This is a genomic window from Streptomyces sp. NRRL S-31 (assembly GCF_000718775.1).
In the GTDB taxonomy this organism is placed as follows: Bacteria; Actinomycetota; Actinomycetes; order Streptomycetales; family Streptomycetaceae; genus Streptomyces.
In genome coordinates, this window is sequence record NZ_JOCB01000038.1 from 25,518 (window position 1) to 42,420 (window position 16,903).

Below are 16,903 nucleotides of genomic sequence, written 5' to 3' on the forward strand. Positions count from 1 at the left end.
CGCTCATTCCGCCGGTGCGCCGCAGAGCCGCGTGTCCGAGCCGGCCCAGCGTTTCGATGCGTGTCGCTCCAGGCAGTTCATCGCATCCATGAATTCCTGGAGGATCTCCTCGGTCACCTCGAGGGTGACGAGGAGGCCGCCCTTCGCCAGGACCCCCTTGCCGCGACCGGCGCTGTTCTGAGCGGGCAGGTATGTGTGGGAACCGAGCCGCATCGGTCGCCGTGCAGTCGAATACGGTCGTTCGGAGAGAGATTCGACTGCCCGCCCCCGCGATTGCTTCGTCATGCTGCGGATAACTTGCGCCATTCGATGATGGATGCGCGGCGAACGGGTGAAGGATTAGCCGGACAAACACCTTGTTCAGGTATCGGTAGGGCTTATCTGTAGCTGTATTAAGAAGAATCATCCGCCCGCCCCCGGACGGCTCCCGGACGGGCGGCCCTAGCCCACCCCGGCCAGCCGCAGCAGTCCCGTTGTGGCCGCCGCGGCCAGGACCACCACGGCGAACGGGGCCCGGCGCCAGGCCAGGGCCGCGCCGACCAGGACCCCGGCGGGGCGGGCCCAGCCCGCGAAGCCGCCGGACTCGGTCAGGGCACCCGTGGCCAGCAGGGCGACCAGCAGGACCACCGCGCCCGCCGAGGCCAGCTCCTGGACCCGGGGCGGGACCGTGACCCGGCCGTGCAGGACCGGGCCGACCAGCCGGAAGGCGTACGTCCCCACGGCCAGGGCGAGGATCACGGCGACGGTCGCGTTCACGCGGCGGCCCCCGGAGCGGCCGGACGGCGGTGGAGGAGGAGCCCGGCGAGGGCGAGCAGCACCGGGACCCCGGCCGGCACGGCGGGCGTGACCGCCAGGGCGAGCGCGGCGCCGAGCAGGGCGCACCGCCGTACCGCCGCGTCCGCGCGCAGGGCGGGCAGGACCAGGGCGACCAGGACGGCCGGGAAGGCGGCGTCCAGGCCGTAGCGGGTGGTGTCGCCGAGCGCGCTGCCCGCGAGGGCGCCGGCCAGCACGCCGGTGTTCCACACGGCGAACAGGCCGAGCCCGGATATCCAGAACGCGCGCCGCCGCAGGGCCGGCTCGGGCTGGGCGAGGGCGAAGGCGACCGTCTCGTCGGTGACCAGGTGCGCGCCCAGGAAGCGGGCGGCGCGGCCGGAGCCGATGATCTCGGCCACGGCCAGGCTGAAGGCCGCCGTCCGTGTGTTGAGCAGCAGCCCGGTGGCCACGGCCGCGGCCGGACCGCCCCCGGCGAGGAGTACGCCGACCGCGCTGAACTGGGCCGATCCGGCGTACACCACCAGGGACATCAGCACCGGTACCCACACCGGGAGTCCGCCCGCGACGGACACGGCGCCGAAGGAGACGCCGACGATGCCGCCGGCCAGCCAGACGAGCGAGCTGTCGCGGAGCAGGGAACGGTCCCCGGCCGCGCTGGTTGTTCGCTGTGCCGAACGCATGTTCTCTAGAATGAACAGCGACCACTTGTTCGTCAAGACGAACAAACGTACCGATGGAGCGAACGACATGTCCGAGCCCGCCCCCGCCCGGCTGCCCATGGAGTGGATCGCCGCGTCCCTGAAGCGGGAGCGCGGCCGTGCCGGCCTGTCCCTGTCCGAGCTGGCCAAGCGCGCCGGTGTCGCCAAGTCCACGCTGTCCCAGCTGGAGGCGGCGGGCGGCAACCCGAGCATGGAGACGATCTGGGCGCTCGCGGTGGCGCTCGGCGTGCCCTTCAGCGCGCTCGTCGAGCCGCCCGCGCCGGCGGTCCAGGTGATCCGGGCGGGCCGGGGGCCCGCGGTCCACTCCGAGCGGGCCGACTATCTGGCGTCGCTGCTTTCCGCCTGCCCGCCTGGGGTCCGCCGCGATCTGTACGTCGTCTGGCTGGAGCCCGGCACCGTGCGGGACTCCGCGCCCCACATCCCGGGCACCGTGGAGCACGTCGTGGTGAGCGAGGGCGCGGTGCGGGCGGGGCCGCACGGGGGGACCGCCGAGCTGGGGCCGGGGGACTACATGTCGTACCGGGGTGACGTGCCTCACTCGTACGAGGCGCTGGCCGCCGGGACCAGGCTCGTGCTGGTCATGCAGCACGTCTGACGGCGGGGGCGGGGAAAGGCAGGAGCCCCGTCGCCGTGCGGCGCGGGGCTCCTTGGGTACTGCTCTCAGGTTCTGCGATCAGGCAGTGATCAGACGGGGGTGACGTTCTCCGCCTGCGGACCCTTCGGGCCCTGGGTCACGTCGAAGGACACCTGCTGGTTCTCCTCGAGGGAGCGGAAGCCGGTGGCGTTGATCGCGGAGTAGTGAACGAAGACGTCGGGGCCGCCGCCTTCCTGGGCGATGAAGCCAAAGCCCTTTTCGGCGTTGAACCACTTAACGGTTCCGGTAGCCATATAAGCCCTCCTTGGGCTCACAAAGGGTTGCCCTGCTCCAGAACCTGCAAGTGTGAAACGGTGCTGCACAACTGCATATGTCTGAAAACGACGAGAGCCCGCGGTCACATGCTCCGCAGGCTCTGTACTGCAAGGGAAACCAAACTGCAACTTGCGGCGAGCCTAGCACGCGGGCAGCCGAAAGCAATAGGGGTCAAGATCACTTCACCCGGATGTTTGAACATCCGTTAGCCCGTTCGGGGGCGGGGCCGGTCCTGGGACCGTACCGCGAGGGGGCTAGTCTCGCGATGTGGACAATTCTCGCACCCGGCCGCGCGTCGGCCACATCCAGTTCCTGAACTGCCTGCCCCTGTACTGGGGCCTCGCGAGAACCGGCACGCTTCTGGACTTCGAGCTGACCAAGGACACCCCGGAGAAGCTCAGCGAGCAGCTCGTGCGCGGTGACCTCGACATCGGCCCCGTCACCCTGGTCGAATTCCTCCGCAACGCCGACGACCTCGTCGCCTTCCCGGACATCGCCGTCGGCTGCGACGGCCCGGTGATGTCCTGTGTGATCGTCTCCCAGGTGCCCCTCGACCGGCTCGACGGTGCCCGGGTCGCCCTCGGCTCCACCTCCCGCACCTCGGTCCGCCTCGCCCAGCTGCTGCTCGCCGAGCGGTACGGCGTCCGGCCGGACTACTACACCTGCCCGCCCGACCTCAGCCTGATGATGCAGGAGGCGGAGGCGGCCGTCCTGATCGGTGACGCCGCCCTGCGCGCCAACCTCCTCGACGGCCCGCGCTACGGCCTGGAGGTGCACGACCTCGGCGCGCTCTGGAAGGAGTGGACCGGCCTGCCGTTCGTCTTCGCGGTCTGGGCGGCCCGCCGGGACTACGCCGAGCGCGAGCCGGTCATCACCCGCCAGGTCCACGAGGCGTTCCTCGCCTCCCGCGACCTCTCCCTCGAAGAGGTCACCAAGGTCGCCGAACAGGCCGCCCGCTGGGAGGCGTTCGACGAGGACACCCTGGCCCGGTACTTCACCACCCTCGACTTCAGCTTCGGCGCCCCGCAGCTGGAGGCCGTCGCCGAGTTCGCCCGCCGGGTCGGCCCGACGACGGGCTTCCCGGCCGACGTCCGGGTGGAACTGCTGCGGCCCTGACCGCTCCCGGCGGTCTGCGACGGTCGGCGGGGTCGGCGGCGGTCGGCGGAGGGCACGGCCCGCGCGGTGCCCGCCGTACGGTGTCCGCCGTCCGGAACGGGTAGGCACACCGGGGACGGCGGGTCGCGGCCGTCGAGGAGACGGTGACGGGGCGACGGGGCAACGGGGTGACGGGGCGACGGGGGTGGGGAGCGTGGGCGGGGTGACCACGGGGCTGGTGGTGCTCGTCGCGGCGGTGTGGGGCGCGCTGGCGGGCGCCCTGCTGCCGCGCGCCGCCTACCGCTTCGCCGTCCCGTCCGGCGAGCCCTGGCGCGACCGGTGCCCCGACGGCCACCCGGTCCGCGGGTGGCTGGGCTGGGCGGGGTGCGCGGCGTGCGCGGGCACGGGCGCGGGGGCGGGCCGGGGCGCACATGGCGCACGGGGCCCCCAGGACGCACAGGACGCGCCGGGCGCACAGGACGCGCCGGGCTCACCGGACTTGCGTGGCGCGCGGGACCTCGGGGAGTCCCTCCCGGGCGTCCCCCCGGCGCCGTACCGTCCCTCCGCCGTCCTGCTCGCCGCCGCGACCGCCCTCGTCTGCGCCCTCCTCGCCGCCGCCACCGGCACCCGGCCCGAACTCGCGGTCTGGCTGCCGCTCGCGCCCGTCGGCGTCCTGCTCGCCGCCGTGGACATCCGGGTGCGGCGGCTGCCCGACCCGCTGACCCTCCCGCTCGCCGCGGGCGCCCTCGCCCTGCTCGGCCTCGCCGCCCTGCTCCCCGAACACGCCGGCCACTGGCCGACCGCCCTCGGCGCCGCCCTCGCGCTCGGCGCCGGCTACTGGGTGCTGTACCTCGTCAACCCGGGCGGCATGGGCTTCGGGGACGTGAAACTGGCCGTCGGCGCGGGCGCCGTACTCGGCTGGTACGGCTGGCCCACCGTGCTGCTCGGCACCTTCGCCGCGTTCCTGCTCGGCGCGCTCTACGGCGGCGCCCTCGTCCTCGCCCGGCGGGCGGACCGCAAGACGGCCGTGCCCTTCGGCCCGTTCCTCCTCGCCGGGACCCTCGCCGGGCTGCTGGCCGGCGCCTACGCGGCCTGAGGTCTTTCGCCCGAAACGGCTGGCGTAGGCTGGTTCGGTCTGCCCCCAGTGCTTGACGAACTTGACGAAAGGGACGCCCGGTGACCGAGAAGGCCGACCTCCAGTCCGTGCTCGACCGAGCCGCGGCGGGCGGACGCATCACTCCCGAAGAGGCGCTCGACCTCTACCGCGACGCGCCCCTGCACGCCCTGGGCGCCGCCGCCGACGCCGTACGCCGGCGCAAGTACGCGGGCATCGAGCACATCGCCACGTACATCATCGAGCGGAACATCAACTACACGAACGTGTGCGTCACGGCGTGCAAGTTCTGCGCCTTCTACGCGGCCCCCAAGGACAAGGACAAGGGCTGGACCCGCGACCTCGACGACATCCTGCGCCGCTGCGCGGAGACCGTCGAACTGGGCGGCACCCAGATCATGTTCCAGGGCGGCCACCACCCGGACTACGGCGTCGAGTACTACGAGAAGCACTTCAAGGCCATCAAGGACGCCTTCCCGCAGCTGGTCATCCACTCGCTGGGTGCCTCCGAGGTCGAGCACATGGCCCGGATCAGCGGGGTCTCGGTCGAGGAGGCCATCACCCGCATCCACGAGGCGGGTCTGGACTCCTTCGCCGGCGCCGGCGCCGAACTCCTGCCCGAGCGCCCCCGCAAGGCCATCGCGCCCCTGAAGGAGAGCGGCGAGCGCTGGCTGGAGATCATGGAGACCGCGCACCGGCTGGGCGTGGAGTCCACCTCCACCATGCTCATGGGCACCGGCGAGACCAACGCCGAGCGCATCGAGCACCTGCGGATGATCCGGGACGTACAGGACCGCACGGGCGGCTTCCGCGCCTTCATCCCGTACACCTACCAGCCCGAGAACAACCACCTGAAGGGCCGTACGCAGGCCACGATCTTCGAGTACCTCCGGATGATCGCCATCGCCCGCCTCTTCCTCGACAACGTCCGGCACATCCAGGGCTCCTGGCTCACCACCGGCAAGGAGGTCGGCCAGCTCTCCCTGCACTACGGCGCGGACGACCTGGGCTCGATCATGCTGGAGGAGAACGTGGTCTCCTCGGCCGGCGCCAAGCACCGCTCCAACCGGCTGGAGATCATCGACCTGATCCGCCGGGCGGACCGGGTCCCGGCGCAGCGCTCCACGACGTACGAGCACCTCGTCGTCCACGAGGACCCGGCCCAGGACCCCGTCGACGACCGCGTGGTCTCGCACATCTCCTCCACCGCCATCGACGGCGGCACCGCCCACCCCGAACTGAAGCTGCTCGCGTCGAACTAGGGCCGCCGTGCTGACGATCCACGCGGACTCCCGGGGCCACGCACTCCTCGTCAAGGGCGAGTGGACCGAGGCCGTCGGCCCCCTGGAGGAACTGGCCGCCGCGCACCCGCACGCCCGCGTGCGCGCCTGGCCCGGCATCCTCACGCCCGGGTTCGTCAACCTCCACGGCACCGAACTGCTGGAGGAGACCTACCACCCGGACCCCCGGGAGGCCGACGCCCTCGGCACCGAGCCGCTGACCGGCGACGCGCTCACCGCGCTCGCCCTCGACGACGCCCGCTGGGGCGCGAGCGCCCGGCGCGGGGTGCAGCGCATGCTCGCCCACGGCACGGTCGCGGCGGCCTGCGAGCCCCTGCGCAACCGCGCGGTGCGCGACGCCGTGCGCCGCACCGGGCTGGGCATCGTGGGCCGCCTGGGCCGGCCCGGCGGCACCCCCTCCCTCGACCCCCTGGCCGCCGGCCCGCCCCCCGAACAGCCGCCGCCGCGTGAACCGGGCTCCGCGGCCCGCTTCGCGGTCTTCGACGTGACCGACGAGGCCGAACTGCTGGAGCGCGGGACGGCGACGTGCGTGGCGACGGTGGTGGCCGGACGGCTGGTCTTCCGGCGCCGCTGAGCGGGCCTCAGGGGTCTGGGCGGCGCGGGGAGCCGGGGGCCCCGCCGGGAGACCGGGCTGCAAGAATGGGCGGGTGACCCGCGCCTCCCTGAACAAGCAGCCGCACGAAGTCGCCTCGATGTTCGACGACGTGGCGGAACGGTACGACCTGACGAACGACGTGCTGTCACTCGGCCAGGACCGGCGCTGGCGCAAGGAGGTGGCGCGGGCGGTCGACGCGCGCCCCGCGCAGAAGGTCCTGGACCTCGCCGCCGGCACGGCCACCTCCTCGCTGCCCTTCGCGCGGACGGGCGCGTACGTCGTCCCCTGCGACTTCTCCCTCGGCATGCTCCAGGTCGGCAAGAAGCGGCACACCTGGATGCCGTTCACGGCGGGCGACGCGACCCGGCTGCCCTTCAAGGACGACACCTTCGACGCGGTGACCATCTCCTTCGGGCTGCGCAACGTGCAGGACACGGACGCGGCCCTGCGGGAGATGTACCGGGTCACCCGCCCCGGCGGGCGCGTGGTGATCTGCGAGTTCTCCCACCCGACCTGGACGCCGTTCCGCACCGTCTACACCGAGTACCTGATGCGGGCGCTGCCGCCGGTCGCGCGCGCGGTGTCCTCCAACCCGGACGCGTACGTCTACCTCGCCGAGTCCATCCGGGCCTGGCCCGACCAGCCCGGACTGGCCGAACGGCTGCGCGGGGCGGGCTGGTCGAAGGTGGCGTGGCGGAACCTCACCGGCGGCGTGGTCGCGCTGCACCGGGGCTTCAAGGAGAGCTGAGGGGCGCGGTTCCACGGAGAGCCGGGAGCGCGGCTCACGGAGTGCTGAGACCGCCCACCGGGCGCGGGTCCTCGGGCTGCTCCAGCTCCCGCCGCACTCCTCCGCGCGGCGGCCCGGGGACGCGCGGCTCGCGCACGCCCCCGCCGCCCTCGCCGTCGCCGAAGTCGAACCACACGGACACCACCGACTCCCGCGGCACCTCGGTACCGGGCTGTGGGTACTGGCGTACGACGTAGTCGACGACGGCGAGGTGGAAGTCCGGCCGGTCCGGCGCCCGGAGCAGCAGACCCCACGCCTGGGCCGTCGCGCGCGCGTCCACGGCCATCAGACCGACCAGACGCGGGACACGCACTTCGGGTGTTTTGGGTGTTATACGCACAGATGTCACCCCCAGCGGTACAGGAAGGGTAACTCCGGCGCGGCCCACCCGGAAGGCGTCGGTGTCTTTCCGTGACAGATGGCTACACAGAGTCACCGACGTTGAGCCGGAAGCAGAGCGCGGACCCGCCCAGCGTGGGGTGCGGGTAGCTCTCCGCCCGCTCCATGCCGAGCCGCCTGGCCACCGCCATCGACCGCGCGTTGCCCTCCCGGACCATCGCCACCACTCCGGGCACCCCGGCCGCCCGCACCCGCGCCACGGCCTCCCGCGCCGCCGCGGTGGCGTACCCCCGGCCCCAGTGCGCCCGCCCGAGCCGCCAGCCGATCTCGATCTCGCCCACCGGCCCCCAGTCCGGCCGCCACGGCTGCGCCCCGGTGAAGCCGACGACCTCCCCGGACCCGTCCAGCAGGGTCCACAGGCAGAAGCCGCGCTCGGCGTCGTGCCGCCGCTGGCGCGCGGTGAGTTCCTCGTAGTCCGACAGCGCCGCCGGCCGGCCGCCGTGGAACTCCATGACCTCCGGGTCGGCGAAGATCCGGTGCCAGGCGACCGCGTCCTCGTGCGTGGGAACGCGCAGCCGTACCGCGGGGAGAGGTCTCTTCACAGGGCAGCCCTTCAGCCGGGTGATCAATTCTGCTGAATAGACTGCCCATGTCCAGTGCCGGTCGGCACACAGATTTCGACCTTGGGGAGATCCCGTCGTGACCGTCGCCAGCGAGCCCCTCTCCGAGAACACCGCCGACGTGATCGTCGTGGGCGCGGGGCCGGCCGGCTCCACGACCGCGTACCACCTCGCCAAGGCCGGTCTCGACGTCCTGCTCCTGGAGAAGACCGAATTCCCGCGCGAGAAGGTGTGCGGCGACGGCCTCACCCCGCGCGCGGTCAAGCAGCTCGTCGCCATGGGGATCGACATCTCCGAAGAGGCCGGCTGGCTGCGCAACAAGGGCCTGCGGATCATCGGCGGCGGCGTCCGCCTCCAGCTCGACTGGCCGGACCTGGCCGCGTACCCGAACTACGGACTGGTGCGCAAGCGCGACGACTTCGACGAGCAGCTCGCCCGCAACGCCCAGAAGGCCGGCGCCCGCCTGTTCGAGCGCTGCAACGTCTCCGGCCCCGTCGTCGACGACCGCACCGGCCGCATCACCGGCGTCACCGCCAAGCTCGGCGAGGAGAAGCGCGAAGTCACCTTCCACGCGCCGCTCGTCGTCGCCGCCGACGGCAACTCCACCCGGCTGTCCCTCGCCATGGGCCTGCACCGGCGCGAGGACCGCCCCATGGGCGTCGCGGTCCGCACCTACTTCGAGAGCCCCCGCCACGACGACGACTACCTGGAGTCCTGGCTCGAACTGTGGGACCGCCGCGGCCCCCAGGACCGCCTGCTGCCCGGCTACGGCTGGATCTTCGGCATGGGGGACGGTACGTCGAACGTCGGCCTCGGGGTGCTGAACACCTCCGCGGCCTTCAAGGAGCTGGACTGGCGCGAGATCCTCAAGGCGTGGTGCGCCTCCATGCCCGAGGACTGGGGCTACACACCGGAGAACATGACCGGCCCGATCCGCGGCGCCGCGCTCCCGATGGCCTTCAACCGCCAGCCGCACTACACGCGCGGGCTGCTGCTCGTCGGCGACGCCGGCGGCCTGGTGAACCCGTTCAACGGCGAGGGCATCGCCTACGCCATGGAGTCCGGCCAGCTCGCCGCCGACGTCATCGTGCAGGCCCACGCGCGCGCCACGCCCGCCCAGCGCGAGATCGCCCTCCAGCGCTACCCGCGCGTCCTCAAGGACACCTACGGCGGCTACTACACGCTCGGCCGCGCCTTCGTGAAGCTCATCGGCAACCCGAAGGTCATGCAGATCGCCGCCCAGCGCGGTCTGACCCACCCGATGCTGATGAAGTTCACCCTCAAGCTCCTCGCGAACCTCACCGACCCCACGGGCGGCGACGCGATGGACCGCATCATCAACGGCCTGAGCAAGGTGGCCCCGAAGGCGTGAGCAACCGCCGGGCGGATTCGGCGTTTCAGGGTCCGCTATCGAAGGGTCAGCTCGTCCCGGCGGCCCCGGAGCGGCCCCGGGGCGGCCTGGGGAGCGCAGTCGAGACAGGCTTAGACGGTCACGCTCGGGCGAACGAGGGCGACCTGCTCGTCGTCGAGCGGACGTAGCCGCTCGACGACGTGCGGCGGTAGGGGCCGCTCGTTGTGTGACGGTCGCGAGGCGGGGCGCGGCGGGGTGGGGAAGAGGTATGCGACGCTGTGGCGTCCGGGCCGCGTGGGGCCGAGCAGGGCATCGAACGGGGCGAGATCCCGGTCGGGTCGTCGCACCCCATCGGAATCCGCGCTCGTGCAGCGCTTCGGCGTCGCTGGGGACACCGCCCGCGCGGCCGTGGCGCACCTGCGCGACAAGGGGTACGTGCATCCTGTGCCGCAACGGGGATCGTTCGTTGTCAACCGGTCGGGGGAGGGCAGCGACCAGCGCGGCTCTACTTGCCTGACTGCCAGTAGTCCAGCCAATCGTGGGCCAGGCGGGACATGTTCTTTTTCCACGTCTGGGGATCGGTGCTGGCGATCTCGTTCCACGCGTGGGCGTTCGCCTCGGAGAACACCCGCACCGACGCGTCGGGCGCCGTTGCCCACGAGGGGAAGCGATCGCGCGCCCACGCGTCCGCCGAAGGCGCGGAGTGTCCGGCTTCCATCAGGCGCAGGATGAGGACAGCAGGGTCGATCCATGCCGCTCCGCGGGTCGGCCATGCCCAGTCGATGAGGTGCGCACGCGTCGTGATGAGCATGTTGTGCGGCGCGAGGTCCGTGTGAAGCAAGGTGTCGCCGACGAGTCGCTCGACGCCGGCAGGGCCTGCGTATCCGCTCCATCTGTCCTCGGCGCGCTTGAGCTCGATGTCAGGGCACGGGGTGTTCTGTAGCTCCACCAGCGCACGGGCGACGAGCGGCAGGTCGGACGAACCAGGGGTGTAGTCGGCGTGGCGACCGGCGATGCGCTCGTAACCGATCAGGTCCCAGCCGGCGGCTTGGACGTGCCACAGCAGCCGGGGACACGACGGCGGTAGGTAGGGGTTGATCGTGGCCTCGCGCTGCTGTGTCCGAGCCTGGGGGTGATCGGTGGGCACGCCCTTGACGAACAAGGTCGCGTCAGCGGTCTGAACAGTGGCGGCGATGCCGGAATTGGCGCCCGCGTCGGCGGTCTGGGCGCGCACTACCGGGCCGGTGTGCTGCTCGACGGCGGCGCGTGCGGCGAGCGGTAGGTCATCCCAGTGGATGCGGTCTACTGGCATGTCGGGTTCCTGGGGGTGGACGGGCGAGCCGCCCCCGACCCTACGCGGGCGGGGGCGGCCCCATGGTGAGTGCGGTTTTTAGTAAGGCTGGTCGTCGTCGGCCTGGCACGAGCAGCCGAGGCTCTCGGAGAACGTGCCGATCTCCTTGGTGATCCGGAACTCGTCGTCAGCGATCGGCCGGGACGTGATCGCGACCGGGAGCGGTGCGGGGGTGGCGGTCGGCCGGGGGGAGATCGCGACGAGGACGGGGCCCGGGGCGGCGGGCGGGGCCTGTTCCGTGGTGCGGGGCTCGATGACGGTTGCCATGGTTCACCTCACTGGTTCGGGGTCGGGATGCTGGCAGTACATATTTCGTGGTGCCTTCGCCTCCTGGTAGAGCTTGGCCATGGGGCGGCAGGTGGTGCAGCCGCCCGGATTGCCGTCGGCGTCTTTCTGGCCGAACGTGCAGCCGGCGCAGCCCCCGGTGCGAAGCTGTAGGCCGTCGGCGATGCCGCCGAGGCGTTTGAGTCCCTCGATGCCTTCCTGCATCAGCGGGATGTGTGGGTCGCGGCCGATCTTGCATATGGACGCGTGGCCGAACGGGTCGGCGTGAAAGAACGTGTGTCCGGCGTTGCAGCCGGTGAACGGCTTCCGTTTACGGAGGTACTTGGCGGCCTGTTCGGGGATCGGGGTCGCGTCGCCCTGGATGGTGGGCGACATGTTGGTGAACACGAACACCTGGCCGTACCGCTCGGCGAGCTGTTCCATGGCGGCGAACTCGTCTGCGTTGTCCTTGGTGATGACGATGTTCAACTGCAAGCGCAGACCAGCCTCGCGGGCGGCGTCGAGTCCACGGATGAAGCGGCCGAACGCTCCTCGGTTGCGGGTGAATCCGTCGTAGGTTTCCTCCGCCGCGCCATAGACGCTGAGGGACAGGTGATGGGGCGGGCGTTCGGTGAGGGTCTCCAGGATCTTCGGCTTGTGGAGCTGTGATCCGTTGGTGGAGATCGTCAGCATGATGCCGAGGTCATAGGCGTACGAGTACGCCTCGGGGAAATCGCGGTCGATCAGTGGCTCGCCGCCCGTGATCTGAAGCCACAGCACGCCAGCGTCATGCATGATGTCGAGCAGCCGGACCTTGTCCGCCCAAGGCATCCCCTCGAACCGCTTCAATCCGAGGTAGCAGTGCGGGCAGTCGTAGTCGCAGCCCTTGTTGATCTCGTAAGACGCGCGGGCCATGCCATACGGGGAGGGGGCGCGCACAAGGACGCTGTCGCGCAGGGAGCGTCGTGCGGGGAGTTCGAGCCCCCATGCCTGGCGTGCGCCGTCGATGAGCCAGTGCGGCGCCTCGGCGCCCGTGCTCGCGACCTTGCTCAATTCCAGGTACCGAGCGAACGGAATCTGCACGCTGTTGTCGTCGCCGGGACGTAAGACGAGGTACTCGTCGAGGAACGGGCTGGCGATCAGTTCGGGCATGAGTCCTCCATCTGGAAGCGGAAGCGCGGCGGTGTCGACCCCCGCCCGCAGGGGTGGGCGATGATGCGGCGGGTGCCGAAGACGTCGAAAGGGAGGCCTGGTCCTTCGCGAGCGTGGTGCACAGCACGAGTTGGTCGAGGCGTTGGTGGCGGGTTCGGAGACACCGAGCAGAACGTCGTCGACCTGGTCCGAGGCCGTGATAAACCACGCCTTGAGCGTGGCCCGCGCGAACGTACGGGCCTGCGGAACGGCGCGGGCATCGCAGGGGAACCAGCGTGTCATCTCGGGCACGAGGCACCTCCTGTCGCTGCGCGATGCGGCGCTGTAGCGCAGGCCAATGGGGATGAGCCCCGTTCCTCCCGCGCCCTCGGCCGAGCCTGGTCGGCGTCACGCGCGGTATCGACGTCGACGTCGTGCGCCATTGCTGAACTCCCGCCGCTTGGTGCTTGGTTCGTCGTACAGGCAACCGCGGCAGCGTGCAGAGCGGTACCGTCAGCAGGGGTGGCGGAAGGTGTCACTCAGCTACCACTCATGACCGAGGGGTAAGGGTTCGCCATGAAGAATCCGAACGAGGATCTCGAACACTGGCTCACGCGGTCAGGCATGAGTCGCAAGGAACTCGCGCGTCGCGTGAAATCCGCAGCTCAGACGCGGGGACAGGCGCACATCACGCCGGACGCGACGACCGTACGGCGTTGGCTGGCCGGCGATCAGCCGCGCCCGCCCGTGCCCGAGATCCTCGCCGACGTCTTCTCGGCGCACTTCGCATACCGGGTCACAACGTAAGATCTCGGGCTCGGTGAGGGTCAGACAGTCGAACGCTTGCTCATTTACAGCTCGTCCTTCGCGGTTACCGTGGAAGCAGTGACCGACTTGGGGAGGGCGGACGTGGACCGTCGCAACTTCTTGGCCGCAGCGCCGTTCGCCGCTGTGGCGGCCGTCGGGCCATCCCGCGACTGGCTGCTCAACACGCTTGACCAGCAGCCGGAACCGGGGCCGCGGGTGCGTCTTGAGGACGTGACGGCGGTCCGGAACATGTTCAGTGAGTTCCAGAAGATGGACGTTCTACAAGGCGGCGGCTCAGGCCGACTCATCCTCGCCGAGTACATGAACCAGCATGTCTATCCGCTGCTGCGCCGTACTTATACCGAGGAAGTGCGGCGGGCGCTGTGCGAGGCGGCGGCCGAGCAGACGTACTTGCTGGGATGGATGGCGTACGACAACGGCGAGCACGGAACGGCGCAGCGATACCTCATCCAGTCGCTACGACTTGCCGAGGAGTCGACGAACGCCGCGCTCGGCGCGCACGTGCTTGCCGGCATGGCCGATCAAGCGACGTTGCTCGGCCACCCGGAGGAAGGGCGCCGGCTCGCGCAGGCCGGCCGCGCCGGTCTCGGTAACGGGGGCTCGCCTGCTTGTCTGGCCGACTTGTGGGCACTGGAAGCGCGGGCACTCGCCAAGCTCGGCGACAAGACCGCGGCAGCTCATGCCGTGGCCCAATCGGAGACCGCGTTCAGTCGAGTACGCCCGGAGAAGGAACCGGAGTGGGCGACGTTCATCGACCCCGCGTATTTGCACGGCGAACACGCGAACACGTTCCGGGACATCGACGATCCGGCGAACGCCGCAGAATACGCGCGCCAGTCCATCGACCATGCGCGCAGGCAGCGGCGCGCGCGGCGGGGGGCGATGTCGCAGGCTGCGCTCGCGGTCTCGCATTTGCAGCGCCGGGACCTGGAGGCCGCGCACTCCGCCGGTTTGCGGACGTTGTCCCTGTCGCGTCAGGTGAAGAGCTCGCGCTGCGTCGAGGCGGTGCAGGACTTGCAGCGGCGGATGCAGCCCTACGGTACCCATCGACTCGTCGCGGACTTCAACGAGCGCGCTCGCGAGCTTGTCGCTGCGGCGTGACGACAAAGGTGCACCCGCCCGCAGGCGCAAGGCCGACGGGCTGGTCTGGTAGGTGTTCTGGCGTGCCGTCCAGTTCGCGTATGCGTGGCTGGTCGTACCGGCGGTAGAGCCGATCCCGCAGGACTCCCGAGGTCTCCGTGCCGACCTCGATGCCGATGTCGTCGTCTTCCACAGACTGTGCGTAGGCGACCAGGCCCGGGCGATGTCGAACCGATCGATCGCCGTGGCCTGCCGGGTGTGGAAGACGACGCGGTGATCGAGGTAGCTCGCCCATCCGCCGGCGCCGGTCTGGAGACCGAGAAAGCCTTGGTCATTGCTGGTGATGCTGGTAGTCGAGACCACGCCGCCCACCAGATTCAGGGGCCGCGCTCGATCCACAGAGCGGTGCCGCCCGTTCGACGGCGGCGCGCGTCCGCTGTGCGATCTGCCGGCGATGTCTCGTTGCAGGCGCGTGGATGCCCACGCGTACACGATGTCGAGCCTGCCGCCCTCGCTCCACTCGATCATCCGCTCGAAGTCTTCTCAGTATGCCTGCTAACGCGGCATTACCAAGGCGGTCCCGAGGCGTGCCCCCCGTCGGGGGCGGGGGCGTTTCGCGGGGCGCCGGGAAAGCGCGAGGGCCGCTGCCCCCGAGCGGCAGCGGCCCTACACGCGTGAGAGGTGCGCGGTGGCTCTCAGAGCACCCGCACCGCGCCCGTGGGCGGGTCGTACGACAGCGGACGCTCCACGACGCCGGTGGAGGAGTTCTGCGCGCCGACGAACATACCGCCGCCGACGTACACCGCCACGTGGTACGCGCTGCCCGCGCTGCCCCAGTACAGGATGTCGCCCGGCTGGAGGTTGTTCAGCGAGACCTGGGTGCCGGCGGTGGACTGGTCCTGGGAGACGCGCGGCAGGCTGATGTTGACCTGCTTGAAGGCCGTCTGCACCAGGCCGGAGCAGTCGTAGGCGGAGGGGCCGGTGGCGCCGGGGACGTACGCCTTGCCGACCTGTGCCTTCACGAAGTTCACGATCGAGGCGACCGAACCGGTGGCGGTGGAGCTGCCGGTGGACGTCGAGGTGGAGGGCGCCGTGGAGGTGGTGGAGGCGGACGTGGAGTCCGCCGTGGTGGACAGCGTGGTCCGCTCGGCGGCGCGCGAGGCGCGGGCGGCGGCCTCCTTGCGGGCCTCCTGCTCGGCCTTCTTCTTGGCCTCGGCCGCCTTCTTCTTGGCCTCGGCGAGGTCGGCCTCCGCCTGCTTCGCGGCCTTCGCGGCGGCCGCGTCACGCTCTGCTTGCAGCTGGTAGTTCGCGGCGGCCTGCTCGGTGGCGTCCGCGGACTGGGCCGCCTGGGCGGCCAGGTCGGCCGTCAGGGTGGGCAGTTCGAGGGTCTGCGTCACCGGCTCGGCAGCGTTCGCCGAACCAGCCGCCCCGGCGACTGCCAGGGTGCCGAGGACGCCACCGGCGACTCCGGCCCGCACGGCGAGGGCCGGCGCGTTCCGGCGGGGCTTCCGGTGGCTGCGTATGTGAGCGGTGTGGGACATGAGAACAACCGGTACCAGGGGCTCCTTCATATCTTCAAGAAACGTGTCCTGCGCCACACTTGTTCAGCCGAGTATCGGAATCCCGGGCGTGTCGCTCCTTATTGACGCCGTAACGGACATTGCGGACGGTCGTGATCAAGCCCTTGATCACGGTCTTTGATCATTACGTCCGGATTGCCCCCCGCTTACCACTGGTTGCGGTCGTTGGCCAAGCCCGGTTCTCATCGGCTTCTCATCGATGTGGCGGAGGTCACGGAACGGTTACCGGAACCCCGGCGTCCCGCGCGTGCGGAGATCGTGAACGCGCGCACGCGCTCCGAGTGCGTTCACATCCGCTCCGGCCGCCCCCTCGGCATGTGAACGGCTCCCACTACCAGGCCCTTGCGTCCAGCACGAATTTGCATGCGAGGGAAGTTTCTTGATATTGAGACGACCCTTCCGGCCTGCGATGACGGGCGGGATTGTCACTTCTGGTGATCAACTGAACGCTTCCTGTGTGAAGATCACCCATCATCCGACTTCATGATCCTTCGTCAGGTGGTGGAGATCACAAAGCTTGTGCAATACCCCGTGTCGCAGATCACAGAGCGGCAGGCATAAGATGCGGAGCAGTTGGGCTTGTGACCTGCTTCACATGTTCTCGATCTTCGCCGGGATGAGCGGGGCTCGTGGGACCGGTGAGGCGGATGTGAGCCCCTACCGCCAGCAGTCAGCGCCGACTGAGAGGAGCGAGGAGCGGTGAACGCTTATGCGCCCATCCTCGTACTGGGAGCCCTCGGGGCAGGCTTTGCGATCTTCTCCGTGGTCATGGCCACGCTGATCGGTCCGAAGCGGTACAACCGCGCCAAGCTCGAGGCATACGAGTGCGGCATCGAGCCGACCCCCACGCCGGCCGGCGGCGGGCGCTTCCCCATCAAGTACTACCTGACGGCGATGCTCTTCATCGTCTTCGACATCGAGATCGTCTTCCTCTACCCCTGGGCCGTCACCTTCGACTCCCTGGGGATCTTCGGGCTCGTGGAGATGCTGCTCTTCGTGCTCACCGTCTTCGTCGCGTACGCGTACGTATGGCGGCGCGGCGGCCTGGAATGGGACTGAGGGGC

At 70.4% G+C, this 16,903-nt stretch carries 18 protein-coding genes and 1 pseudogene; 9 read left to right on the forward strand and 10 right to left on the reverse strand.

Annotation, left to right across the window (positions count from 1 at the left end; translation table 11 throughout):
* Positions 1 to 3 precede the first annotated feature (3 nt).
* From IF37_RS0116970 to IF37_RS0116980, 3 genes are all read right to left on the reverse strand, one after another.
* Positions 4 to 285, reverse strand: coding sequence for a hypothetical protein (locus IF37_RS0116970; RefSeq protein ID WP_158727350.1), 282 nt, complete (start codon positions 283 to 285; stop codon positions 4 to 6).
* A 156-nt stretch (positions 286 to 441) separates the two neighbouring features.
* Complete coding sequence (locus IF37_RS0116975) at positions 442 to 756, reverse strand: AzlD domain-containing protein (RefSeq protein WP_030742915.1); 315 nt, start codon at positions 754 to 756, stop codon at positions 442 to 444.
* A complete protein-coding gene (locus IF37_RS0116980; RefSeq protein WP_030742919.1) occupies positions 753 to 1,454 on the reverse strand; it encodes an AzlC family ABC transporter permease in 702 nt (233 codons plus the stop codon). Before IF37_RS0116980 ends, IF37_RS0116975 begins: the two co-directional genes overlap by 4 nt.
* A gap of 67 nt (positions 1,455 to 1,521) precedes the next feature.
* Here IF37_RS0116980 and IF37_RS0116985 point away from each other — a divergent pair, with 67 nt between their 5' ends.
* On the forward strand, positions 1,522 to 2,088 hold the full coding sequence (locus tag IF37_RS0116985) for a helix-turn-helix domain-containing protein (protein WP_030742922.1): 567 nt from the start codon (positions 1,522 to 1,524) through the stop codon (positions 2,086 to 2,088).
* An 89-nt stretch (positions 2,089 to 2,177) separates the two neighbouring features.
* Here the strand turns inward: IF37_RS0116985 and IF37_RS0116990 are convergent, their stop codons facing one another.
* Positions 2,178 to 2,381, reverse strand: a complete 204-nt coding sequence (locus IF37_RS0116990; protein WP_004984723.1) for a cold-shock protein — start codon at positions 2,379 to 2,381, stop codon at positions 2,178 to 2,180.
* Between the two features lie 289 nt (positions 2,382 to 2,670).
* Between IF37_RS0116990 and IF37_RS0116995 the strand changes: the two genes are divergently transcribed.
* The 5 genes from IF37_RS0116995 to IF37_RS0117015 all read left to right on the forward strand — a co-directional run bounded on the left by IF37_RS0116995 (position 2,671) and on the right by IF37_RS0117015 (position 7,256).
* Entirely contained in the window at positions 2,671 to 3,519 is an 849-nt protein-coding gene (locus IF37_RS0116995; protein WP_030742925.1) for a menaquinone biosynthetic enzyme MqnA/MqnD family protein, read from the forward strand.
* 202 nt (positions 3,520 to 3,721) lie between these two features.
* Complete coding sequence (locus IF37_RS0117000) at positions 3,722 to 4,594, forward strand: prepilin peptidase (protein WP_030742928.1); 873 nt, start codon at positions 3,722 to 3,724, stop codon at positions 4,592 to 4,594.
* An 80-nt stretch (positions 4,595 to 4,674) separates the two neighbouring features.
* A complete protein-coding gene (mqnC, locus tag IF37_RS0117005) occupies positions 4,675 to 5,874 on the forward strand; it encodes a cyclic dehypoxanthinyl futalosine synthase (RefSeq protein WP_030742930.1) in 1,200 nt (399 codons plus the stop codon).
* A 7-nt stretch (positions 5,875 to 5,881) separates the two neighbouring features.
* A complete protein-coding gene (locus tag IF37_RS0117010) occupies positions 5,882 to 6,487 on the forward strand; it encodes a hypothetical protein (RefSeq protein ID WP_030742933.1) in 606 nt (201 codons plus the stop codon).
* Between the two features lie 73 nt (positions 6,488 to 6,560).
* On the forward strand, positions 6,561 to 7,256 hold the full coding sequence (locus IF37_RS0117015) for a demethylmenaquinone methyltransferase (RefSeq protein ID WP_030742937.1): 696 nt from the start codon (positions 6,561 to 6,563) through the stop codon (positions 7,254 to 7,256).
* A 34-nt stretch (positions 7,257 to 7,290) separates the two neighbouring features.
* On the opposite strand, the gene IF37_RS0117020 is transcribed toward IF37_RS0117015, so the two are convergent.
* A complete protein-coding gene (locus tag IF37_RS0117020) occupies positions 7,291 to 7,608 on the reverse strand; it encodes a PASTA domain-containing protein (RefSeq protein ID WP_037856665.1) in 318 nt (105 codons plus the stop codon).
* 109 nt (positions 7,609 to 7,717) lie between these two features.
* Positions 7,718 to 8,236 (reverse strand): GNAT family N-acetyltransferase, encoded by a 519-nt coding sequence (locus IF37_RS0117025; RefSeq protein WP_030742942.1) that lies wholly within the window; start codon positions 8,234 to 8,236, stop codon positions 7,718 to 7,720.
* A 97-nt stretch (positions 8,237 to 8,333) separates the two neighbouring features.
* Between IF37_RS0117025 and IF37_RS0117030 the strand changes: the two genes are divergently transcribed.
* Entirely contained in the window at positions 8,334 to 9,626 is a 1,293-nt protein-coding gene (locus IF37_RS0117030) for a geranylgeranyl reductase family protein (RefSeq protein ID WP_030742945.1), read from the forward strand.
* A 484-nt stretch (positions 9,627 to 10,110) separates the two neighbouring features.
* Here the strand turns inward: IF37_RS0117030 and IF37_RS0117035 are convergent, their stop codons facing one another.
* From IF37_RS0117035 to IF37_RS0117045, 3 genes are all read right to left on the reverse strand, one after another.
* On the reverse strand, positions 10,111 to 10,917 hold the full coding sequence (locus IF37_RS0117035) for a hypothetical protein (protein WP_030742947.1): 807 nt from the start codon (positions 10,915 to 10,917) through the stop codon (positions 10,111 to 10,113).
* 78 nt (positions 10,918 to 10,995) lie between these two features.
* Positions 10,996 to 11,223, reverse strand: a complete 228-nt coding sequence (locus IF37_RS0117040; RefSeq protein WP_052845223.1) for a hypothetical protein — start codon at positions 11,221 to 11,223, stop codon at positions 10,996 to 10,998.
* Between the two features lie 3 nt (positions 11,224 to 11,226).
* Entirely contained in the window at positions 11,227 to 12,372 is a 1,146-nt protein-coding gene (locus IF37_RS0117045; RefSeq protein WP_030742952.1) for a radical SAM protein, read from the reverse strand.
* A gap of 555 nt (positions 12,373 to 12,927) precedes the next feature.
* On the opposite strand from IF37_RS0117045, the pseudogene IF37_RS39475 reads away from it, so the two are divergent.
* Positions 12,928 to 14,280 (forward strand): annotated as a pseudogene (locus tag IF37_RS39475) (transcriptional regulator).
* A gap of 674 nt (positions 14,281 to 14,954) precedes the next feature.
* On the opposite strand, the gene IF37_RS0117060 reads toward IF37_RS39475, so the two are convergent.
* Entirely contained in the window at positions 14,955 to 15,800 is an 846-nt protein-coding gene (locus IF37_RS0117060) for a C40 family peptidase (RefSeq protein WP_030742957.1), read from the reverse strand.
* A 738-nt stretch (positions 15,801 to 16,538) separates the two neighbouring features.
* On the opposite strand from IF37_RS0117060, the gene IF37_RS0117070 reads away from it, so the two are divergent.
* The gene (locus IF37_RS0117070; RefSeq protein WP_030379754.1) at positions 16,539 to 16,898 is read left to right on the forward strand and encodes an NADH-quinone oxidoreductase subunit A; all 360 of its coding nucleotides are present in this window, start codon (positions 16,539 to 16,541) and stop codon (positions 16,896 to 16,898) included.
* Positions 16,899 to 16,903 lie beyond the last annotated feature (5 nt).

Coding starts and splice junctions, on each gene's coding strand:
- IF37_RS0116970 (WP_158727350.1), bottom strand. CDS start 285: ATGACGAAGCAATCGCGGGGGCGGGCAGTCGAATCTCTCTCCGAACGA.
- IF37_RS0116980 (WP_030742919.1), bottom strand. CDS start 1,454: ATGCGTTCGGCACAGCGAACAACCAGCGCGGCCGGGGACCGTTCCCTG.
- IF37_RS0116985 (WP_030742922.1), top strand. CDS start 1,522: ATGTCCGAGCCCGCCCCCGCCCGGCTGCCCATGGAGTGGATCGCCGCG.
- IF37_RS0116990 (WP_004984723.1), bottom strand. CDS start 2,381: ATGGCTACCGGAACCGTTAAGTGGTTCAACGCCGAAAAGGGCTTTGGC.
- IF37_RS0117035 (WP_030742947.1), bottom strand. CDS start 10,917: ATGCCAGTAGACCGCATCCACTGGGATGACCTACCGCTCGCCGCACGC.
- IF37_RS0117040 (WP_052845223.1), bottom strand. CDS start 11,223: ATGGCAACCGTCATCGAGCCCCGCACCACGGAACAGGCCCCGCCCGCC.
- IF37_RS0117045 (WP_030742952.1), bottom strand. CDS start 12,372: ATGCCCGAACTGATCGCCAGCCCGTTCCTCGACGAGTACCTCGTCTTA.
- IF37_RS0117060 (WP_030742957.1), bottom strand. CDS start 15,800: ATGTCCCACACCGCTCACATACGCAGCCACCGGAAGCCCCGCCGGAAC.